Origin of the sequence: Paenibacillus hodogayensis (assembly GCF_039536325.1) — a bacterium.
In the GTDB taxonomy this organism is placed as follows: Bacteria; Bacillota; Bacilli; order Paenibacillales; family NBRC-103111; genus Paenibacillus_AB; species Paenibacillus_AB hodogayensis.
Window position 1 is genome coordinate 796139 of record NZ_BAAAYO010000006.1, and the last position, 21067, is coordinate 817205.

General features: G+C 61.0%; 12 protein-coding genes. 2 read left to right on the forward strand and 10 right to left on the reverse strand.

Annotation, left to right across the window (positions count from 1 at the left end; all coding sequences use genetic code 11):
* Nucleotides 1-94 precede the first annotated feature (94 nt).
* Entirely contained in the window at nucleotides 95-481 is a 387-nt protein-coding gene (locus tag ABD796_RS14695; protein ID WP_344908853.1) for a DUF4280 domain-containing protein, read from the forward strand.
* Nucleotides 482-510: 29 nt separating this feature from the next.
* Complete coding sequence (locus tag ABD796_RS14700; protein WP_344908854.1) at nucleotides 511-2289, forward strand: hypothetical protein; 1779 nt, start codon at nucleotides 511-513, stop codon at nucleotides 2287-2289.
* Between the two features lie 201 nt (nucleotides 2290-2490).
* On the opposite strand, the gene ABD796_RS14705 is transcribed toward ABD796_RS14700, so the two are convergent.
* From ABD796_RS14705 to ABD796_RS14750, 10 genes are all read right to left on the reverse strand, one after another.
* Nucleotides 2491-3372, reverse strand: coding sequence for a radical SAM/SPASM domain-containing protein (locus tag ABD796_RS14705; protein ID WP_344908855.1), 882 nt, complete (start codon nucleotides 3370-3372; stop codon nucleotides 2491-2493).
* Nucleotides 3373-3448: 76 nt separating this feature from the next.
* Complete coding sequence (locus ABD796_RS14710; RefSeq protein WP_344908856.1) at nucleotides 3449-5125, reverse strand: hypothetical protein; 1677 nt, start codon at nucleotides 5123-5125, stop codon at nucleotides 3449-3451.
* A 26-nt stretch (nucleotides 5126-5151) separates the two neighbouring features.
* The gene (locus tag ABD796_RS14715; RefSeq protein WP_344908857.1) at nucleotides 5152-7254 is read right to left on the reverse strand and encodes a phage tail protein; all 2103 of its coding nucleotides are present in this window, start codon (nucleotides 7252-7254) and stop codon (nucleotides 5152-5154) included.
* Nucleotides 7255-7278: 24 nt separating this feature from the next.
* Complete coding sequence (locus tag ABD796_RS14720) at nucleotides 7279-9516, reverse strand: putative baseplate assembly protein (RefSeq protein ID WP_344908858.1); 2238 nt, start codon at nucleotides 9514-9516, stop codon at nucleotides 7279-7281.
* Between the two features lie 19 nt (nucleotides 9517-9535).
* Nucleotides 9536-12610: a baseplate J/gp47 family protein gene (locus ABD796_RS14725; RefSeq protein ID WP_344908859.1), complete on the reverse strand. Its 3075-nt coding sequence runs from the start codon at nucleotides 12608-12610 to the stop codon at nucleotides 9536-9538.
* 49 nt (nucleotides 12611-12659) lie between these two features.
* Nucleotides 12660-13061: a GPW/gp25 family protein gene (locus ABD796_RS14730; RefSeq protein WP_344908860.1), complete on the reverse strand. Its 402-nt coding sequence runs from the start codon at nucleotides 13059-13061 to the stop codon at nucleotides 12660-12662.
* A 14-nt stretch (nucleotides 13062-13075) separates the two neighbouring features.
* On the reverse strand, nucleotides 13076-13789 hold the full coding sequence (locus tag ABD796_RS14735; RefSeq protein WP_344908861.1) for a phage baseplate assembly protein V: 714 nt from the start codon (nucleotides 13787-13789) through the stop codon (nucleotides 13076-13078).
* Complete coding sequence (locus ABD796_RS14740) at nucleotides 13789-14880, reverse strand: phage late control D family protein (RefSeq protein WP_344908862.1); 1092 nt, start codon at nucleotides 14878-14880, stop codon at nucleotides 13789-13791. The genes ABD796_RS14735 and ABD796_RS14740 overlap by 1 nt, the downstream gene beginning before the upstream one ends.
* Nucleotides 14881-14883: 3 nt before the next feature.
* Entirely contained in the window at nucleotides 14884-15516 is a 633-nt protein-coding gene (locus tag ABD796_RS14745; protein WP_344908863.1) for a CIS tube protein, read from the reverse strand.
* 95 nt (nucleotides 15517-15611) lie between these two features.
* Nucleotides 15612-21062 carry a hypothetical protein gene (locus ABD796_RS14750; protein ID WP_344908864.1) on the reverse strand — a complete coding sequence of 1817 codons (5451 nt, stop codon included), beginning with the start codon at nucleotides 21060-21062 and terminating at the stop codon, nucleotides 15612-15614.
* Nucleotides 21063-21067: the final 5 nt, after the last annotated feature.

Consider the following 21067-nt stretch of genomic DNA (forward strand, 5'->3'; position numbering starts at 1 on the left):
GCATATTGCTGACCGTCCTCTTTTCTAGTACTATGAAACTAATTATACCATTTCTTGCTTGAAAAATGATCATGAAGATTGGATGAATGTCGATATGGGAAACGCAGTATGCGGCGGAGCCATGCTGCAATGCAGCTTCGGCGCCGCACCGAGTTCGCTCATGGTGCTGCCCGTCAACCGGGTCATGACCTCCATGCCGATCGCCAATATTATGGATAACAAGCCGATGCTCAACATTATGCCCTTCGGCATGTGCCAATCGATGGCCAATCCGACGGTAGCGGCCGCGACCGCTGCAGCTTTCGGCGTCCTTACGCCGATGCCCTGCGTTCCCGTCACCGCAGCCCCCTGGGCACCTGGCTCTCCTACCGTATTGGTCGCCAATATGCCTGCGCTCAACAACACATCGAAGTGCATGTGCAACTGGGGCGGCGTCATTCAGGTCGTCCAGCCGGGCCAGGCGACGATTCAGGTGCCGTAATTTATCCGCAAAGCGAGGACGTGACAAGCTTGTCGTTCAACCCTGTCAAGACGTTGGAAACGGTGTTCCGGCCGGTTATCAACCCGATTGTGTTCAAAATCTTAAAACCGTTTCGGGAGCTCGGCAAGCTGCCCGGAATCCTGATCAAGAAGTTCCAGGCGCTGATGAACGGCATGGTGAATGCCAAGGAAACATCTCTGCGCAACTACGTGGCGATCGGCCGCTACTATGTGTCCAAAAGGCTGCTGGTTATCGCCGCGCTCGTGCTGATCGTCCTGGTATACTTCCTGTTTATCCGGCCCCCAGCAGTCGTCAACAAATGGCTTCACCGCGTTCCGGTACTCGTTGAGAATACGCCGAAGGCAGCAGCTTTCTCGGGCGAAGCGAGAATCGTCGACGCCGGTAAGCAGTCCCGCTATAAGGGCGGCCTCGCCGACGGGCTGTACATGGGCCAAGGCAAGCTGTACAACGACGCCGGCACGCTCCTCTACGAAGGCGAGTTCGACAAAGGGCTGAAAAACGGAGCTGGCACGCTGTATGACGATAGCGGCAAGCTGCTGTATAAGGGCGCATTTGCGGCCGATACGTACGACGGCGAAGGCACATTGTTCCAGCCGGACCGTAAAATCCGCTACACCGGCCAGTTCCAGAACGGCAAGTTCGGCGGAACGGGCAAGCTGTACAGCGACAGCGGGGCGCTGCTCTACGAAGGCGCGATGCTCGAAGGCATGTTTCACGGTCCCGGCAAGCTGTTCGCTCCGAACGGCCAACTGCTCTACGAGGGCCAATTTACGGCCAACGCCTATAACGGAGCCGGCAAGCTGTACGACGACGACGGGAAGCTGCTGTACGAAGGAAGCTTCCAGAACGGGAAGTATGGCGGCGAAGGAACCGCGTATTACCCGAGCGGGCTGATACAGTATAAGGGCGCGTTCGTCGCAGGAAGCTACGGCGGAGCCGGCGAATGGCACGACGACAAAGGCATCGTCCGAATGAAAGGCGACTTCCGCAACGGCGCCCTGACCGGAAGCGGAGAAGCTTACGACGAGAACGGAAAGCTTGCCTACAAAGGCGGCTTCGCCGGCGGCGCTTACGACGGGATCGGGACCTTGTTCGACAAGGACGGCGGCGTTCTGCTGAAGTCGTATTTCGATAAAGGGAAGATCAGCCTGCAATCGTTTATCGGCCTGCCCAGCAAGAAAGTGGAAGAGCTGCTCGGAAAACCGGCGGAAATCGTGCTCGAGGAACAACCGCTGGCATCAGGGACAGCCTCCGCCGAAGCAACGCCGATTGCGGCAGCCGGAGACGGCAAGACTTCGAACGGCACAAGCGCTACGAACACGGCGAACGCAAACACCGCAGCGAGCGCAATCAACACAGCTAACGCAAGCAGCACGGCTAATGCAACGAACGCAGCGAACAACGCGACAGCCTCCGCGGCCAAAACGGCTGCGGCCAATCCGACGGAATCGGCGGGCCTGAAATTCCAGATGAACTACCCGGACCTGCAGTTTTCGTTCCTTGTGGAGCCGTCCCGCACGAATCCCAAGGAAGCCGCGGTGACCGCCCTGACCGTATGGGGCAGCAAGCCGCTTTCGGTGCTCCAGCCTGCGATCGAGACGTTCAAGCAGGGCGAGAAAACGAACGCCGAAGGCTTTACTGCCCTTGATCTGCACGCAAGCTCTGCTGGCGGCATGACGGCCAACCGGTATTACCGCGACGATTTCCTATACTCGTTCACCTTCTCGCCAGGTGCCAAAACTGCGCACGAGCTGGAAATTATCGCGATCGAGCGAATCAAACGTTAATCGCGGCAACCGCGCGAAAAAGTCCCAAAACAAGCAAAGGCAGAACGATAAAGGAGCCCGCCCTCCTTCCATCCTTCTGCCTTTGCCGTTTTGCGTCCCAATTCCGGCGCTTAGCGACGTGGTCGGCTTCCGGCTGCACTCATCGTTACCTTCCGGCCACACACTCATCGCTACCTTCCGGGAGCGCTCGTCCGCGGCCGCTTATGCCCCCGTGCCGAACCGCTTCCGGTACCCGCACTTTCTGCAAAGCTCCTCGACCGCTTCCCTCCGCGAAAATCCGTAAAACAGATTGTTCGCCCGCTCGCTCTCCACGATTTCCGAGAAAGGCGTATCGTTGACGTTGCCGAGATTGATAACCCCTTCGCCGTCCAGACAGCACGGCACGACCGTTCCGTCCACGAGCACGGCCGCCTGGGTGCGGAGCGCATGGCAAAACCCTTTTCCCTCATCCTCGGGGGCTTGTAAGCTCGGCCATTCGAACTCGTGCTCTTGGTTCAAATAAATCCGCTCGGCCAGCTTCACTCCGCTGCCCGGCAAGACTTTTTCCTCAATCCGGTAATCCAGCGCGAACTCCCGCTCCAACAGCTCCAGCGTTTCGCGATTCCGCCTGGTTTCCTCGCTTGTAGCCTCGTCCCGCTGCAAATTCCATAAACGGAACGAAACCAGCACTCCCTGCTCCGACACCTCGCGCACGAAGCGGAAAATATCGGCCAAGTACAGCTCGCGGTTCGTCGATCCCTCATGCCCGTCGAAGCTATGAAGCGAGAAATTCATCTGCCGGAGCGCCGGCTTGCCGAGCAGCTTCGGCCCCGCCTTGCGGATCAGCGTGCCGTTCGTCGTCATATTGACCTTGAAGCCTTTGGCGTAGCTCGCATCGAGCAGTTCGTCCAGCTTGGGATGAAGCAGCGGCTCGCCTTTGACGTGCAAATAAATATGATTCGTATGCGGTTTGATTTGGTCCAATATCGTATTGAACGTATCCAGCTTGATAAAGCTCGCTTTCCGGCTCGTCTGCGGGCAAAAGCTGCACGCCAGGTTGCATACGCTCGTAATCTCGATATACACTTTCTTAAAAGTTTTCAAGACGATAATCCCCATTCCATGTCGGCGGTTTCAATCTTTCCCCCGCATTATACCACATTTGGACGGAAAGCCGTCTTTACAGCTCGCTCTTCGGGTCCGAGCCGGCCGCCGCTTCGGAGACGGTGACGATGTCCGGCACAGGCTCGGGCTCGTCCAGCTGCGCCTGCCCGTTACGGTAGGCCCACCACCGGATACGCACGGTTCGAGATTCGGCGATTTGCCTCACCTTGATGCCGATGCGGAACGTCCCTTTCTGGGGATAGGCCACGACGCCAAGCTGGCATTCCGGAAGCGCGGTCTCGTACTCGCTGCCCGCGAACACGTCCGCCGTGCCGAAGTACGACCGCTGGCCGCTGCTCAACATATCGGAAATCGCGTCATGAGTCCACTCCTCCACGCTGGTGACGACCAGCACATGACCGGCGCCGAGCCCGTGCGCGATCTCGGGGGAGACGAAGCTTTTGGCCGCCTTGCCGAACGAAAGCGCCGATTTGGAAAACGGGGATATCGGAATATCGACGTAGCCGGTGCGGATATCCGCGCCCCCGGGCGGTATAGCGGCGTTCTCCGCAGAACGGGCTGGCACCGGCTCGGCCGTCGGAGCGGCTTCCGCCTTAGCCGCAGCGCGGCTTTCCCGCTCCCCGCGCTCTTCAGCCGCCGCAGGCATCTCATGCCGGGGAAGACCCCGCAGCCGCCTCGCTTCGGCGAGCGCCAACCGGTGCGAAGCGGACGCATTGTACACGTACTCGCCGAAAGGCACCTGCTCGACCCGTTCGATCACGTACGTCGGTCCCATTTGCAGCAATCCGATTTTGGCCAAATACAGGCAAGGCTCCGACGGCGAATCGAGGGAGTCCTCCAATGACTGCTTCAAAAAATCGTCCATCAGCTGCTCCTGCACCGCACTCGGTATAATCACCACCGAAGCCGCTTCGCGGGAAATCCCGTCCAGTTGCCGGTCACCGATGCGCAGGGACGCCGTGCCGCTCTTGACGCCGACAAGCGCTTTGCCCGAACCGACTCCGTCCGCGCGAAGCGCCAGCTGAAACTCATATTCCGTTTCCTGCGAATCCTGCGGCTCCGTAAACCGCACCGTTCCGCCATCCAGCGCCTCCAGACGATTCGTCGAAAGCTCGTATTGCAGCTCGATCTTCCCCGCTTGAAGCGTCTTCTCGATGCGGATCGTAGCCAGAAACGTCTGCCCCGGGTTGACGTAACGCGGGGTAAGCTGAAGCACGCGTACGTGGTCGTCCCGATACAGCACGACCGTCTGCTCGGCCAGTTGTCCCATCGGCAGCGAGGAAGGGTCGGGAGCCTCTTCGCGGACGAACAGCCGGTAGCTTTCCAGCACGCGGTTGTATTCGCTCACTTCGTCGGAACGAACGGACGAGTTGGCGATCGAATGAACCGGCTCCTTGCCTTTCTCGTCGTAAGCGATGCACAAATAGACGTTTTTGGCGTATTCGTTGTTCGTAAACCCGTCCATCATCGACAGTTTGAGCGTAACCGGCGCGGGGACGACAATTTCCCGGCCGAGCGCATCGATCGCCGCGCCCATTTCGACCGAAACCGATTTGTCGTCGACCGCGATGACTTGCAGGCCGGTAATGACGCCGGAGCCGAACAACAGCCGGTTCATCATGCGCCGTTTGTCGTTGAAATATTTTTGCTCCGATTCAAAATCCCTCACCGTCAACAGCTTGCCGTAAAAATACCGGTTCCGTTCGAACGGGTAATACCGCGATTTTCTCATGAGGGTATCCCTCCCCTTTCCTTCGGTTAATCCAGTTCCGAATCGAGCTCCAGGCGGGTATGAAGATCCATCCGCTTGTCGCGGTCTTTATCGATCAGCACCGTATGGTGCGGCATGGACGAGCGCTGGTCCAGCGTCAGCAGCGTCGGCTCGGATAGCACGGTGTTGATGCCGAGATACGTATGCATATCGGCATGCATCCACGGCTGGAGCACGATAAGCCTGCCATCGGTGTAAGCCGGCTTCTGGTCGGCGATAATCCGCTCCACCATCAGCCGCTGTTTGTCCGTCCGGACGCATTCCGGCGGCATCATCACGCAGAAGCCATATGGATTGTCGCCGTACAGCCGGCTGAACATGCTCTTGAGCTCCGACGTTTCCTGCATATGCTTCAACTGATGATGCTCGACGATGTAAGGTTCCACCCCGGTATAAATGTGCAGCATGCGCGCCAGTCCCTGCCTCGTGCCCCGCAGCTTGTACAGCTCGGGCGCTTGCGTCATCAGCGCTCGCACCCGCTCTTCCTCCCAGCCATCGGCCACGTCGAGCGCCAGCCAGCCGCTCAGCCATTTCAAGTAGGAGCCGGACACGGAGTCGGGATCAAGGCTGGAGCTGATCTTGTCGATTTTCTCCTCCATCTCGTCGAAAAAGGTGCCGAATATGGCGAGAAACCGCTCCAGAAAGCCGCTTCCGTCCGGGTCCTCCCGATAAATCGGGGGCAGATGCACGATCGGCGACTGCCGGGGAAAAAACAGCCGCAGCCGATGGACGACGGGAGCGCTTCGGTCGCTGCCCGCCAGCTCGAGGCGGAACCGCAAATAGCGGCCCTTGGCGTTCATCAGCAGCGCATCGCGCGGGTTGACGATCGGCTCCGACCACAGATGTCTGCTGGCCGTCCATTTATGCTTCAGGGATAGGGTCGGATCGGCGAAATAGTCGGTATAATCGACGACTTTGCCATCCAGCACGCCCATCGTTTCATCCGTCGCAAAATAAGAAATGCGGATTTGCGTTTCTTCGGGGATTTCGGCCAGCAGCTCCAGCTTGTGCCAAACCGTTTCGTCCTCCGCGCTATCCACCTCGCCGGAGACGTACCACGCTTCCGGGAGCGACGTTTCCGGCATCGTTCGCGTTCTGGACTGCAGCTCCAATATCGTAATTGTGCCTTTTTCCAGATCGGCGGCGTACATCCGGTCCGCCTCGTCGCACAGCAGTTTGTCCGCCCTCGACCGATAACCGGCAACCTTTACGGGAGGCTCGTCCCGTCCTTTGTATTTTAAAATAAACCGCTCGTCTTCTACCGAGGCGCCCTTGCGGGCATCCCCGATATAAAGCGCGCCGCGGGAATCGGCCGCCAGCCCGGCCAGGGTGCCGTTCGGATCCGGGCGGCACGCCTCCGGCGTTTCGTCCGCGCCGAAGGCCATCACGCGCCGCGTGTGCGCGTCGAGCAGCACCGGCATGTCTCCGGCTGTAACCGTAAGGAAGAAACGGTTATGCAAAGCCGCAACCGGCGCCGCTTCCTCCAGTCGGAGCGCTTCTTGTTCGAACAGCCTCTCCGCTCCCCCCGATACGTTCCAGCGCACGACTGCGATCCGGCCCCCTGACGGCACTTCCGCGCAGCCGTCAGCGTCATACGCATAATCGAGAGGGATCGCCGCATACAACCGTTTCCCGGCATCTACGGCCACGCAGAGCGGGAACAGCTCCTGACCGCGCCAGTCGTCCAGCGCCCATACAAGCTGCCCGTTCGAGGGGGATACCGACAATACGCGCTTGTCGGAACCGGGGTCGGCTATATACAGCGCATCGCCTTCGGCAGCCAGCATCGCCTTGCGGGAAAACACCTGATGGCCCGCGGGATAAAGAAGCTCGGTGTGGCGGCTTTCGTAATCGTATACCCACAGCGCCGCTTTCGCGTCGAGCACGTACAGCCGGCAGCCAGGGCCCAGAGCGAAGTCGGCCATCGCGTCCGCGCCGTCGATGCCGCCGGCGTTTATGGTCCGGTAAAACGAATACTTTTCCGTCCGTTCGACCGACAAGCCGTCCCCGCCGATGCTCATATTCGCCGTAGTGCCGGATTCCCAGTCCGACGGCTTGTTGAACGAGAAAAACTTGACCGCTCTGCTCATGCGTTCCCTCCTTAGCCCAGCCGGTTACAAATCCGTGACGCCGATCAGCTCCATCTCATGATCGCCCGAGTAGACGAGTCCGTACGGCGGAAGATGAATGTCGCCGGCCCCGTCCTTGCGCACCGCCGGGCCTTCCGCATCGATCCATAAATCCTGCACGTACACGACCCCCTTCAATCGGCTGATCGCACCGTAAATGTCGCCCTTGTATACTGTTCGGCCGAACGGCCACCCTTCCCCGTCGCCATGTCCCATCGGCCTCAGCAGCCGTCTCAGCACGGCGACGATGGGGGTCGCTTCTTCTTTGTAGGCCGGCTCCATCACGACGACGGCATGGACGGTAATTTTAATATATGCGGCGGAAATGACGTGGATTTCCGTCCCGAGCAGACGATGCCGGTCGAGGTGGCGGCTGACCGTCTCCAGAAAGCCGGGTCCGGCGTCGGGGCGGTCCCGTTCGCTGTACGGCACGACGGCGACGGTCATTTGCGCCGGAGCCTTCTCCCGCGGATAGTCGCGCATGCCCGGCTTGTACAGCGGAATCGCCTTCACCCGGGCGACCCGCAATCCGGGCGTATCGCGCGCGATCGCCTCGTAATCCTCGGCGGTGACCGCCCGGGTCGGGGCGGCCAGCTCGCGCTGCACCCGCAGCTTCGCTTCCTCCAGCGACTCGGTCTCCGCTCCGCCTGTCGCCGCAACCGGATTGCTCGCGACAACGCCGGCCCATTCCGGCACATCCTCGGCGAAGCCGGCAATCATCCCTTGCTTGATGTTCCCGCGCGCCCCGCCCCCCGTCTGCAGGCTGACGAAGCGGATATTCGGCTCCCGCGATTTCGGCGGGATGCGCCCCTGCTCGTTGTTGCCGAACCGGATAAGCCCTTCCGCGCGGTCGTAAACGAAATGGCGGTCGGACGGCCGCGATTGGTCGAAATCGTCGACCCGCTCCCAATCCTCCCATACCCATTCCCCGGTCGACTTGTCGCGGTATGCCGCCTGGAGAAGCATGCCAATGCCGCGGAACGGGCCCGTACGGGACAGATCGAACTCCTGCTCGGGAAGCCCGTTGCCGGCGCCGACCCACAGCAGCCCTTCCTTTGCGGGCGCGTATGCGACAAGCCGGATTTGGCTTCCTTTGGCGGGCATCGCCCCGTGCAGCCCGTCTCCGAAGCGCAACCGCACCTTATGCGCGGACGGTTCCCGCTCCGCCTCGCAGCAGGCGTCCCCGGGACCGCACGAGGCAAGCGCAGGGACGATGGTCCATTCGCGCCACCCGCCGCTGCGGCTTCCGACCTGCACCGAGATATGGCCGAAATAGGGCAAATACCCGACCGTTTCGCAGACGAGCCCGGCTTCCCCCGTCGCCTCGAAGGAAACGCATTCGCCGATCGTCTGGCGGTGCTCCGCGCGGACCGCATTGATGTACAGGTGCGTCAGCTTCGGCGACAGCTCGTAGCTTCCCCGTTCCAGCGTACCGCACAGCCAGTACCGTTTCCGGTCGTCGGCCGGGTACATCGCAAACGGCTTCATCCGTTCCGTCAAACGAAACGTCAGCTTACCGCTTTGCGACAGGTGGGCGGTCGTATCGCGCAGCAGCTCGACGCGGCTCCAGCCGTCGCCGTCCTCGCTCGACGCATACGACCACGAGACGACGGACGAGGCGACGAGCGCCAGCTCCTCCTGCGACGTTCCTCCGCGGCCGACCGGAACCGGATAGTGGTCGGACAAACGGATCGACAGCGAAATATCGGTGTGAACGGGCAGCTCCCGGTCGAAGCCGATGAACAGCCGGCTGCCGTCGCCCGCATCGGGTCCGAAGGCGTAGAAAGGAATGCCGGACTGCAAATTCGCGGTAAAATCCCCTACCGCCGTTTCCGTGCGCACGATCAGCTTTTCGAGTGCGGCCGGCACGAGCTGCAGCGTCTCGTCGGTCTCGAACGTCTGGTCGTAAGCCTGAAGCGGCGTGCCCCGCGGAATCGTGACCGGGCCCGCGGCCCCGGTAAAGGCGACCTCGCAGGCGGCCGGCAGCTCGTCACGGGTTTTCATGCCGAGCAGCTTGAGGAACTTGCGCTCGTTGCGGGCGGTCACGCGGTTTAAGAAGTACTGCTGCATTTCGGTCATCCAGGCCATCAGTTCCAGCATTGTCATGCCGGGATCGTGGGCGTTCTCGTCAGTCCACTCCGGGAACAGCTTCGGGATCGCCTTACGGGCTTCCTGAACCATTTGGTCGTACAGCCGATCGTCCAGATTGGGCAGCGGCAGCATGGGGGCGTCACCTCTTCTCCTACAAAGCTTGAACGGATACTTTATGCTTGCCGCTTACGATCACGCCATGCGGAACGTCGAGCGGACGGCTTCCGTCCAGCTCGATCCTGCGGTCGTCCTCCAACAAATAAACGTTCATGTACAGCTTCTCGACGAACGAAATCGTGCGGATTGTCTTCAACAAGGCATAAAACACCGACGAATGAATCGTCTGCCCGATCTCCCAGCCCTTGCCGTCGAAATTGCCGGTCAGCGGGTCCAGAAACCGTTCCAGCTTGCGAATCGCCTCCAGCTCCGTAGGCAGCACATCGTCGAACCGCTCGACCTTGACGACGGCGGCGATCGACACTTCCACGAATGCCGGCGGCACCGCGCGGATCGCCTCGGGCCAGGCGACGAGCCCGGAAGCCCGCTTCAGCAAATAGGACTCGACCTGCTTCTTCAGCTCGCCGAACGCCTGGATGCCGGCCCGTCCTTCCTTGGGCAGTACGACGAGCGTCATCGCCGACGGCTCGTATGTCATCCGCGCGTTCCGGTTCGCCATGCATTTTACTTTGGCGATGTTCGGGTACGCTTCCCGCGCGAGCCATTCGAAATCCTCGGCCGTCACCGCCCTGCCGCGGTGCTTGAGCAGCTGCGGACCGCGGCGGATCGCCGAGTCCAGCGATTCCGGGTCGCATCCGCCTGCGGCCGGCTCGATGTTGGAGACGGAGCCGACGAAGGCGATCGAGTTTTGCAGCTGCACGATCGTGCCCGTGTCCAGGTTGCCCTGCTTGCCTTGGGTGACCCGGTAAGAAACGCGAACCTTCTCCAGCCCCTCCCGCGACGGCTCCAGCCCGTGCACCCCGTCGCCGAAACGGATTTGGCCGAACGTGCGGTCTATCGTGTAATGGCGGGACTGGTCGTCGGAATCGGCCAGGCTTGCCGTCTCGGACCATTGGACCCAGACGCGCATGAGTTTGCCGTCGCTGTCGCGGATCGCCTCGTACACAGGAAAGCCCCGCTCGTCAAACGCGGCCAGATGCTCCTCGGACAGCCGCTCCGTCTCGTCCACCCACACTTCCTCGGACACGACGTTCCGGCCGGTCAAGGCATAGACGCCGTCGTCGAACTCGCGGAATTCCGGGAATTCCTCCGGAACGGTCTCCTGCTGGATCGCCTGCACGGTGTTGAGAAACAAGCCGTGAAAGCGGGGAAGCTGCGCGTCGGCGTTCGGATCGTCGTACCGGTCGTCGCGGTTCACCGCGCGAATCCAGTAGCCGCCGGTGCCGAATACCGTGTCGGGCGCGAAATCGCCCGGACCGACGAACTGCAGAGTGCCGCTTTCGGTCAAGCCCTTCGTTTCGTCCATCATTTTGAGCGGAGCCCACTCCGAGAAGCCGCCCTGCAGCGACGGAGTCCGCAAATACTCCCATTCCAGCCAAGGAGGCGCCTCCGCGCGCAGCCGCTGCGGTACGATCGACGCATAGATCGAGATCGGACCGCGCACGGGAGGGGCGTCAAAGCCGATATGCAGCGTCGGATGCCGAACCGGCAGCGGCGCGAACGGCTCAAACCCGTTGCCCTCGACGCGGCATTGCCCGGTGCGGTCCTCGTACACCGTATTGTTGAAAGTGACGCACCGTTCGAGCGCGTACACCCGGTCGTCGAAGCCGTACGTCACTTTGACGTTCTCCAGCCAAGGGGATAAATAGATCGGCAGCGGCGCATAGGCGTTCTCAATCTGCAAAATGCGTCCGCGAATCCAGTAGTTCGCTTGACCGTTCACGTACACCGTCTCGAGGTCGTTCGGGCAGCGAAAGGCGATCCGCTTGGGGGCGCCTTCCGTGTCCGGCCGATAGAACAGCGTCTCCGCCTCCTTGCCGGCGTTCAGACGCACCCAAGCGCTGCCGTTCCAATATTCCCATACCACCTGAGTAATCGAGGCGCGCGGCAGCTCCTTCTTGTCGAACTGCGATTTTTTCATAATCAGCTTCCAGTTGACTTGCAGCTCGGGCTCCGGCAAAAACCGGTTCTCGATCGCCTTGAGCGTGAAATCGATATGAACCCAGCCGTCCTTCTTCGTAAACGCTTCGCGGCTGGCCATATAGAACGTTCCGTAATGGACGAACTGATCGCCGAACGGGTAAAAGCCGCTTGGCTCTGCCTGGATATCGTTATAAAACATCAGATCCGGGTCCAGACCGCCTTGTCCCAGGCTATCGTCGTAGTCGGTCTTGAGCGCGATGCGGTCGAGCGCAACGCCGCCGTCGGCCAGCGATTTCCCGCCCGGCTCCGCCGGCTTTAGCCGGCATTGCAGCCAGCGGTCCGTCACTCCGTTCAGCTCGCGCTCGGCGATTTCGCCAACCTCGGTCTTCGTCAGCACGATTCGGTTGTTGCGGGCTTCGACCTTGTCGAAGGCACGCCAGCCGTCCGGCGCGGAATACAGCCACTCCGTCAAGTGCGGATCGGCGAGCAAGCTGGTCGTCGCGGTATCGGCAAAACGTCTCGTCGAATTGCTCACCTCTACCTCGATGACCGCGCGGTCGAATACGGTCAACAGCGGTGTATGAGCCAGAAACAGCGCATGCGCCTGCAAGTTGTCCATCCCTTGCAGCCGGAACAGCGGAACGGGCTCCGCCATGCCTGCTGCCGGATCGGCCAGCAAACTTTGCGGAACGCGGACGATCCGGTCATGCCGCTTGCTGGACAAAAAAGCCGCGTGCCAGCGCGCCGGCGTCAGCAGCACGGTCCGCTCCGTCTCGAACGGAACGATCCCCTCCGCCCCTTCGGCGTTCACGCGCGTACCGGCCCGAATCAATACGGGCTCCCGCGCCCCTTCGCTCAGCGAGAAGGCGACATGGCTGACCGCCGGACGGGCGGGCAGCAGGGAGACGTCGAACATGTTCAGGAAGGCGACGAGGTTTTTGGCCGGAACGCGGTTGAGCCGCCGCACGTTCTCGTGATACATGTCTGCAAAAAGTAAAAAAAGCGCCGTGCCGGGATCGGGTTCGTCCGGCGTAAATCGCCACTCCGGCGTATAATAAGGCGCCAACTCCTTCATCCGGGCGATCAGATCCGCCTTCGTGCGGGGATCGAGCTGCGGCGTGTTCACGGTTCCACCCCCTCTTCGTCTGTAAGCTTCCGACGCGTTCACGCGATCGTCAAGTCGTTCCTTCGTACAAATAGAACGGATATACCTGGTTGAACAAATTGTTCGTCGTCCTTACCAGGTAGCGAATGCGGATAAGCACCTTGCCGGGATTGCTGCGGTCGGGCTCGGCGGTTACGTCCACTTCCCCGACGCGAGGCTCCCAAGCGCGTATCGCCTCGAGGATGCTGCTTTCCAACAGACGCAGCGTCGTGTCGTCCGACGTGCCGAACACGAAATCGCTCATGCCGCAGCCAAAATCCGGACGCATGACCCGTTCCCCCGGGGACGTGCCGAGTATGATTCGGATCGCCTCGGCGATATCCTCTTCGTATTCGGACATCCGAATGCGGCCGGTCGCTTTATCGATCTGCACCGGGAACTTCCAGCCCCGGCCGAGAAATTCGTTCGACATGGCGTTCGCCCCCATCAGTTGATTTTGACCAGCGAGCCTTTGATGTTGATCATTCCGTCCGATTTGATGTCGAGCGAAGCTCCGGCCTTGATCTCCATCGTCGCCGACGCCTCGATGCTGACCTGGGTCGATTTGATTTTGATCTCCTTGGCGCTTTCAATCGAGACATTGCCTTTGGCGTCAAGCGTAATTTTGGTGGAGCTGCTAGTGATGGAAATTTCGTTGGCCGAGCCGCCCTTGATCTGCACGACGTTGTTGCCGCTTTGATCGGAGATTTTGAGCGAATCGTCCTTGTCCGCCAAGACGACGGTCTGGCCTTTTTTCGTCTTGACCGTAATCGTTTCTTCCCCCGACTTGTCGATAAACGAAATCTGGTTGCCCGAGCGCGAAATGATTTTCCGCTCGTCGTTTTTGTCCGCTGGAGCGGGCGGCGTGTTTTTTTTGTTCCACAGCATGCCGATGACGAGCGGATAGCGGATCTGACCAAGATGGAACGCGACGAGCACTTCGTCGCCGACCTCGGGGATGAACAGGCTGCCCATCTCCTTGCCGGCCATCATCGTGGCGATGCGCACCCAGTCGGTCTCCGCCTTCTCGTCGTGTAAGGGAAGCTGCAGCTTGACCCGGCCGAGCTTGTCCGGATCGTTGTTGTTCGTGACGACGCCGATCATCACTCCGTCGATCCGCGGATTCAGCGCATGGGACATCGTGTCTATGGGAAAATCCATTATACGGCGTTCCCCCCTAACCGGAACTGTGTGACGTAGCCGTCCCCGTCGAGCAGATGGGTCGCCGAGGTGATGTAATACGGCTGATTGTACGTTTTGCCGGCTCCTTCGATTTTCAGGTAGCGTCCGGCGCGAATTTCCGGAATGCCGATGCTTTCCCCGGTGCCCGACACCAGCTTCATCGCCCGGTTGTTCAAATACGCGTCGGCGTAATTTTTCGCTTCGCCGGCCGAGCTTGCGTTCATGTACAGCGTCTCGGTATATTCGCCGATCGAGGCCAAAATATCCTTGCCCGTCTTGGCGTTGCCGCCCAGCTTGGCAATAGCTCCGGCTTCGTTCAGCACGACCTTCTGCTCCTTGTCGTCCCAGTAGCGGATCTTGACCCCGGTCAATTGATCGGCCAAATTGCGCTCGATCGAGAGAGCCCGCAACTCTTTGCCCCAGGCCAGCGTCACGACCGGCGTCGTCTGGGTCAGCGGCTTGCGGAAATACAGATGCTTGCCGACGACGAAAAAGTCGTAATGGAGCAGGCTTGCCATATGCTGAAGGAAATGAAAATCGTCCATCATGTTTTGCGAAATGGTCGGCAGCACGTCGGTCGTCGCATCGATATGAGCGGTCGCTTTATGGCGGGAGGCGATCTCCGTCACGATATCGCTGTACTTCTTCTCGTTCCACGTCTGCATACGCGTTCCTTTCATCATGAAGAAGCTCAAGTCCATCCCGCTCACGATGAGGCTGGCGCCGTCCGCCTCCTGAAAATCGGCCGTCACCGACGTAATGTAGCCGCTGAACACCGGAGCGAACTTATCCACATAGCCGAGGGAGATATCGATTTGCGCGCCTAGCACGAATACGTCCAGCCAGAGCCATTCGCTGGTCTTCCAATCCATCGCGTTCGAGATGCGCAGCGTAAACGAATCGGCGTTCGCCTCAATCGTCGTATGTACGCGCACCGACGCAAGGCTGATCTGCTCGGACAGCTTTTTGCCGTCTACGGAAATGTCCAGCGCAGGGGCGAAGAAGCTGCCGTATTTTTTGTCCAGCTCCCCGAAGTCGTAGGATGAAGTATCTAATTGCAGCTGAGCCATGGCTTAGTCGAGCCTCGGAACGGTGATGCTCCGGCCGGTCTGCAGTCTGGCCGGATTGTCGATGCGGTTTGCCTTGGCGATTTCCCGCCAAAGGGTCGGGTCCTGGTATTCCTCCGCCGCGACCATCCATAGCTCCTCGCCTTGCTTGAGCATCTTCTGCTTCGTGCGGTCGGCCGAATGGCGCGGTATTGTCTGGAGCTGCTCTTTCTTCGTGTACCAGGAGTTGAACGTCACCTTCAGCTTGGCGCGCACCGGGATGCCGGTATCCAGAAACATCGTGAACGTCTGGGTCACCTTCTGCACGATCCCCTTGAAATCGAGGGAGCCCCATACGAACCGGCAAACGGGCGGAGCATGCAGCTCCTTCTCCACATCGAGCAGGCCGGATATTTTTCGCGTATATTCCCGGACATCGGTCTGCTTCTCGTACGTATCGAAAAACAGATCGAACGTCAAGGTCGACGTGTTGCCGGTTACGAACTGTCCGATCGGCATCGACAGCCCGGGCACCTTCTGCCAATTGTAGTGGTTGCTCGTCTCCAATCCGTACTCGCTCGGGTTAAACAGCACTTCGATTTGCTCGTTTTTACTCTTGTTGCCCCTGTCTACGAGAATCAACGCTTTTTTCAATGCCAATGCCTATGTCCCGCCTTTCCTTCCGCGGATTTTCCCGTGACCCTCTGCCTGCCGGCAGCCGGCTTCAGCCGCGGCATGCCAGTGCCTGCCGCTCGCTACAAGCCGCGCGTTTGCCGGTCGAAACGAAGACGCTGCTCGATCTCCCGGTACACCCGGTCGGCCAGCTTCTTCACATCGAGTTGCGGCAGCTTTCTGACGATTTCCTGCAGCTCTTCGATATCGACCGCAGCCGGAGGGGGAGACTCCGTCTGTACGACCGGCGGCTCGGCCGCCCGCTGTATGTTGCGGCGATAGTCCAGCGCGGCCGGATCGAACTCGGCGGCGGCTCCCGGGAGCGCTTGTGGCGGCTGCGCCTTATGCTCCAGCGCGACCATCGGGTCGCTAGGCAGTAGGCTCGGACGCGCCGGAGCCCGCATTGTTTGCGAAACGGCAGGCGCTTCTGCGGCAGTGGCCGACGCTGTGGAGCCGCGTATCATTGACGCCTGCCGGCGAATGACGGTTGAAGCGGAGCTTTCGCCGCTTCTGCCGATCCCGGCGGACGCCGTCCGCCGCTCCGTTAAAGCGGCGGGTTCCGATCGCCGTACCATCCGGCTTTCGGCCCCAGTAGAGACATCTGCCCGGCTCGGGCGCGTGGTCGCATTGAACCGCGCTTGTCCCGGTCTGACAGCTGCTCCGCCGTGCCAAATGGATAAACTTTCGCGAATCCGGTGGTAGACTGTGGCTGGATCGCGGCCGCCCGACCCGGTTCCGTTACCGCCGGGGAAGTTCAAACCCTCTGCGCCGCTCGCGGCCGCTTTCTGTCCCCGCGCACGCCGGACGGTCTTAATGCCGGTTGTGTCTGCTTGTATCGTATTCCGGAAAACGGCCGAGACGCCGCTTCCGCTGGTTATGCGAGCCGCTTGAACGAACCCCGCGGAGCGGTTTGCGCCTGCGCGAGCCGCTTGAACGTACTCTGCGGAACGGTTTGCGCCTGATCGGATCGCTTGACCGAGTCCCATGGAACGGTTTGCGCCTACGCGAGCCGCTTGAACGTACTCTGCGGAGCGGTTTGCACCTGCTCGGGCTGTTTGAACGTGCCCCGCGGAACGGTTTGCGCCTGTTCGGACCGCTTGAACGAGCGCTGCGGCACGGTTTGCGCCTGCTTGGGACGCTTGAACGTTCTCTACGGAGCGGTTTGCTTCTTTTCGGGACGCTTGAACGAGCCCCGAAGAGCGGTTTGCGCCTGCTCGGGCCGCTTGAACGTACTCCGCGGAACGGTTTGCGCCTGAGCGGGCCCCATGCTGCCGCAATACCTCGATGCCGGCTTGCGATGTATGGCTGAATGCCGAAGCGCCTACTGCGGCTGCACGATCCGCTTGACGGAAAGCTGCAGGACGGCTAACTTCTGCAAAAGCTTTATGCCGCAAGGACGCCATGTTCGCTGTGCTCCTCTGGGCCGCTTGCCGGAAAACCGTCGTGTTGCCTGCCTTCGCTCGGGCTGCTTGCCCGCTTATCGCAAAGCCTGCCGAGCCAGCTTCGGCCGCAGAGCGGATTGCCGATATACCGCGTGCTCCTGCCTCCGCCGCGTTCAGGGCTGCGGTTCGTCGTGCGACCAGCGGTCTTTCCGCCGCATTCGTTCCGTATCTTATGAGACCTGCATGGTTCGGAAGCATAGCCGTTGAATTCGTATGGTTTATCGAGGTAATGCTCGACGTTGCGGGCTTTCGCAAAATCCGATTTGACGTCCTGCCGTTTTGTCCGTCGGGCTCTGACGCAGCGCGAAGCCGTACCCGCAAACCTTCATCCGCTTGAAGCCCCGTCTCGCGGTAACCCTCTCTTCGATCCGGCCGTATTTCCAGCTGGCGCATAAGGCGCTGCCGGTTATCGTTATCTTTAACGAGCCCGGTCATTCTGCGGGCTAGGCCTCTTTCGTACGCAGCCGCAATCGCTTGCCGTCCGATAACGGGAAGCTCGGCGGACGAGTGGCTCAAGGCCAGCGCTCTCCAAGCGCCTGTACCGCTCGCCTCGCCATGCCGCATGGGAATGGGAGGCAAATCCGCTGCCGAAACGGGACGATTCCCGTCTCGACTTCTCCGGATTTGCTTCGCCCCCCGGTCTGCCTCGGCAAGCCGGCTTGACGACAGCTGCCGGACGAATTCGCGGACGCCGTCCCCTCCCATTTCCGCCAACGAACGAGCCATACTGGCGCCGAGCCGCTCTGACGCTTCCCGGTTGCGGCTCAGACGTTCGCGAAGCTCGGGATAGCCGCTGCCGGGAGCCAATCCGATTCTCCTGCCGGTTTGGCCGATCGATGCCGGTTGCTGCGCATTCGCGCGGATGTCCTTCCGGGCGGCTAACTCCGCCGCTCCCGCTTGCTTTCCCAAGCCTCCGGACAAGCGGATGATACCCGCTCCCGCCTTGCCCACTTCGCTTGTCGGCTGCGGGGTCCAGGCACCGATGCGCGTTGTTTGCTCCGATTCGCCGAAACGCGACGCGCCTGAACGGTTGCGGAGCGGCAAAGCCTGTATCGCGCCAGCGCTATCTGCCGAGGAAACGGTTCGCCTCGCATTAGACAGTCGCAAGCTCGTTTGTGCGTCGCCAAAGCGTCTTACGTGGCGCGTCCTCGCACCGGTGAGCTCGGACTGCCGACGCAGTTCCCGGTCAGCCCCGGCTCGAGTTAAACCGTCAAGTATCGGTCTGTTCCCCAGACGGCTTGCGGAAAACGACTGCCCCGTTCCCGATATGTCCGAAGTCCGCCCGGCTAGTCCAGGCTCCGCACCTCCGCTTAACCGGGTATACCCGCTGCTTATCCGATCCTCGACGCGTCTAGCGGAAGGCATTCCCGCAACGAATACCGATATGCCCGCCGTCGGTCCAGGATTCCCGGACCGCCCGGCTTCCTGTCGTTCCGTCTCATTCGTACCGCTCCCGCTGCGTGCGGAAGCATTTCCGGAAACGGCGTCATGATCTCCTGACGACCGGGAAGGCGCAAGCGCACGCGGAGCCTCTTGACCGTCTATGACGGGGCGTTGACCCGCTAACCGGTAGAACGATAAATCCGTATTCCCCGGCCAGTTTGCACCCGACCTGTTCGTAGAGGCAGAGATACGAAGCGGCCCGCTTTGCACGCCTATCCGATCATTCAGGCTGCCGCCGGGCCGCCTTGCAAGAAGCGCCTTGTCCCTGCCACTTTCCGGCTTCCTGCGCAAAGAGAGAGACTGCGTCTGGAAAAGACGACGCAGCTGCCTGCCCAAGGACGACGTCGTCCCGAATGCGGACATGACCGCAAACGTGGCAACTGCTTCTTCTGACTGCCCTCTTCCTATTCCCAAAACAGAGGGCGTCCGTTCACTTCGGTTCGCCTTCGCCATCTCACGAACAGGAACTTTTCCGGATAGCCCGGACTTCGCCGTTGCCGGCCGAGCGTCTGCCCGCGGACTCTTTGCCGGACCGCTGCCTCTGTTTGCGGACGCAGCCGCCAGCGCCATACGACCAAATGCCGGGGCATTCGTTGATTGGGCGGATTGGAACCTGCGCAGCACCTGTGCGGCGAATGTGCTTCCAACTGCCGAACCGCTGTTTCGGCTCGAGGGAGTCCCGTCTCCTACCAGAGTATCGAGGCCTTTTACCGAAACCCAGCCGAAAGATCCGTTCCCCGAACCCCTGGAGCCGACAAGCGGCACTACGCCGATCGCGGCGTCAGCGCCAAGGCTCCCGGCACCGCTGCGTACCAGCACTGTTCGGCCAGCCTCTTCGAGACCGTTCCGACGCGAAATGGCCGACTGCGCCTCCGGACGAACCGGTCCAGCGCTGCTTGGCTGCTTGCGAAACAAGCGCTGGACGGGCAGATTGATCCCTCTGACGACCGGCTGGCCGCCCAGGCGGGTCGGTAAAGCTATCGAAGCTAACAAACCTGCTCCCCGTAGCGCTTCGCCCGCACTCAACGTTACGCTTGCCCTTTGCCTATCGCGCTCCGGCGAAGTGCCGGTAAACGCCGGTTCGCGCTGCCGCCGCACGGAGCTTTCGTCAAGCGAAGCCTTCCCATACAAGATGGGGAGAGCGCCCTTATCCGCTCGTGTCATCGATCTCCATTCCGCCGCAATACGTGGGATGAAGGACGACGATCGAGGGAAACCTCGCTGCGTTTCGACGCCGGAAGGAATGCTGCTGTCCAACGAGTAGCCATTCCGCAGCATACGCGCTGCCATAGCCGGTCTTGCGGCCGTACCGGGTCCGATTGTGTCGACTGTCGGCCTCATCGTTCGTCCTGCCGAAGCGGCGATCATTGCCGCAGTCCCGGTACGAACGGTAGTCGTGTACGCGGACCGATCGGTTGCCGTCGAGCTTCGAACCAGCGTGCCGTCAGACTGCCGCAACGAACGTTGCCCGTTCGCAGGGTAAGCCCCATCCTTGGCATCTGCGAAAGTTCTTCGCGAAGCATGGGGAGAAGCTTGGCCTGAAGGCAGCTTGCTATCGGATTTGCGTTCGATGCGGTATATGAAGCCTACCGCGCCCTCACGGTTCAGCCTCCGAAACGGAAGCCCAGCCGTTTCGACAACCCTATTCCCGTATCTTTGTATAAAAGCGTCCGGCATCGCCGACAGACGGATTCCGTGGAGTGCCGTCAAGACCGGGGCTTCCCGCATGCTGCCGAGGGTGCTTGTTAATGGCGCAGCCCCTTGGCTTTTTGTCGATCCGGACGTTGGAGCCGCCCTATACGATAGGCGACCGAACGATGTAGCTTGCGACCGTCCGGTCGAAGCGGCCTCGTTCGTCCATGGAAAGGCACGTCCGCTCGGCAAAGCAGCGCTTGCTTTCGCTTGCAGACGGCCAACCGGGGCGCCCGGCGAACGAACGCGGCCCACGAACCTGCCTGAGGCTTCAGGCGCCGGTTGACGGCTATTGTTGTTAGCTTGCTTATGCAATTCGTCCGCATCGGCTGCATGCTTGGCCAACTTCGCCGCTTCCTGCTTTTGGCTGCGGCGCGAGCCGCGCTTCCGGAGCGTCTCCGCGGCCGGACTTCCGACATCGGCTTCGGAGCCTCCCGTCTGCGCCTTTCGCTTCGGCCGAGCTTCTGCAGCTGCGGCGTCCTGCGTCTCCCGTGCTGCAGCGGCGGACGTGTCCCCGGTCGCGGCCGCGCTTGCGGAGCCAAACGCGGAAACCGGCCCGGACGCCGCGCCTCCTTGAGACGGCACAGCCTCTTGCGGCAGCGGTCCCCGCTCCCTTACGAGCACTTTCTCCACGACCGTCCGCTGCGTAGGCGAAGGAGCGGGGAGCGTCTCGTACATGCGCTGAAGCCGGGTTATCCATTGCGTCGTCATCACTTCGCGCCCCGGCGTGCTTCGCATCGCCTGGCGGATCTGCTCCCGCTGCTGCTTGAACACTAGCGGAAGCCTCGCCCAATGCCCGCTCCGGGCAAATCCGTACTTTCCTATGATGCCGGCCGCAAAGCCGTCTGCCCCGACTCCGGTAAGCGAAGCTTCGGCGGCGGTCATCGGGGATGCAAGAGCGGCTTTTGGCATAACGCCGTTCGGGATTCGAACCTTATGCGGTTTTGGCGCAGCCATTTCGA

Coding starts and splice junctions, on each gene's coding strand:
- ABD796_RS14730 (WP_344908860.1), bottom strand. CDS start 13,061: ATGTCGAACGAATTTCTCGGCCGGGGCTGGAAGTTCCCGGTGCAGATC.
- ABD796_RS14735 (WP_344908861.1), bottom strand. CDS start 13,789: ATGGATTTTCCCATAGACACGATGTCCCATGCGCTGAATCCGCGGATC.
- ABD796_RS14750 (WP_344908864.1), bottom strand. CDS start 21,062: ATGGCTGCGCCAAAACCGCATAAGGTTCGAATCCCGAACGGCGTTATG.
- ABD796_RS14720 (WP_344908858.1), bottom strand. CDS start 9,516: ATGCTGCCGCTGCCCAATCTGGACGATCGGCTGTACGACCAAATGGTT.
- ABD796_RS14715 (WP_344908857.1), bottom strand. CDS start 7,254: ATGAGCAGAGCGGTCAAGTTTTTCTCGTTCAACAAGCCGTCGGACTGG.
- ABD796_RS14740 (WP_344908862.1), bottom strand. CDS start 14,880: ATGGCTCAGCTGCAATTAGATACTTCATCCTACGACTTCGGGGAGCTG.
- ABD796_RS14695 (WP_344908853.1), top strand. CDS start 95: ATGGGAAACGCAGTATGCGGCGGAGCCATGCTGCAATGCAGCTTCGGC.
- ABD796_RS14710 (WP_344908856.1), bottom strand. CDS start 5,125: ATGAGAAAATCGCGGTATTACCCGTTCGAACGGAACCGGTATTTTTAC.